We start from the raw sequence: 874 nt of genomic DNA on the forward strand, positions 1-874 counted from the left end.
GAGAGGGGGCGGTGGGGGCGGGTGCGGATGTCCTTGGGCTCGACGCCGAGTTCGTTGAGGAAGCGGGAGGGCTGGTCGCCGTCCTCGGCCGGGGCCTGGACGGCGGTGACGACGAGGCGGTCGCGGGCGCGGGTGGCCGCCACGTAGAAGAGCCTGCGCTCTTCGGCCAGGAGGGCGCCCGGGGTGAGGGGGTCCTCGAGGCGGTCGGGGCCGATGCGATCCGCTTCGAGGAGGGAGCCGCGGCGGCGGAGGTCGGGCCAGAGGCCTTCCTGGACCTGGGCGACGACGACGAGCTTCCACTGCAGGCCCTTGGCGCGGTGGGCGGTCATCAGGCGTACGGCGTCCGGGCGGACGGCGCGGCGGGTGAGGACGTCGGCGGCGATGTCCTGGGCGTCGATCTCCTCGAGAAAGTTGAGCGCACCGCGCCCGCCGCTGCGCTCCTCGGCGCGGGCGGCGGTCTCGAAGAGCGCGACGACGGCATCGAGATCGCGATCGGCGTTACGCCCCGCGGGGCCGCCTCGGCGGGCAGCGCGCTGGAGCCGCTGCGGCCAGGGGGTGCCGTCCCAGAGGAGCCAGAGGGCGTCTTCTGCTGTCCCGCCTGCGGCGAGGCTCTTACGGGCCTTGGCGAGGAGATTGCCGAGGCGCTGGGCGCCGCGGGCGTAGGCGGGGTCGTGGGCGGCGAGCCTTGCCGGCTCCGCGAGGGCCTCGGCGATGAGGTGATCGGAGGGGGGCGGGACTTGCGCGCCGGCGGTGCGGGCCTCCTCGCGGAGGGCGCGACCGAGTCGGCGGATGTCGGTGGCGTCGAGACCGCCGAGGGGGGAGGTGAGGAGGGTGAGCGCGGTCTCGGGGTCGAGGGTTGCGCCCACCCGCCCAC

The 874-nt window shown here is 75.7% G+C and carries 1 protein-coding gene; it reads right to left on the bottom strand.

Annotated elements, in window-relative coordinates; genetic code table 11:
- On the bottom strand, positions 1-874 hold an 874-nt coding region (locus G5C51_RS42230), incomplete at both ends, for an ATP-dependent helicase (RefSeq protein WP_165246245.1).

This window comes from Streptomyces coryli (assembly GCF_011044975.1).
Taxonomy (GTDB): domain Bacteria; phylum Actinomycetota; class Actinomycetes; order Streptomycetales; family Streptomycetaceae; genus Streptomyces; species Streptomyces coryli.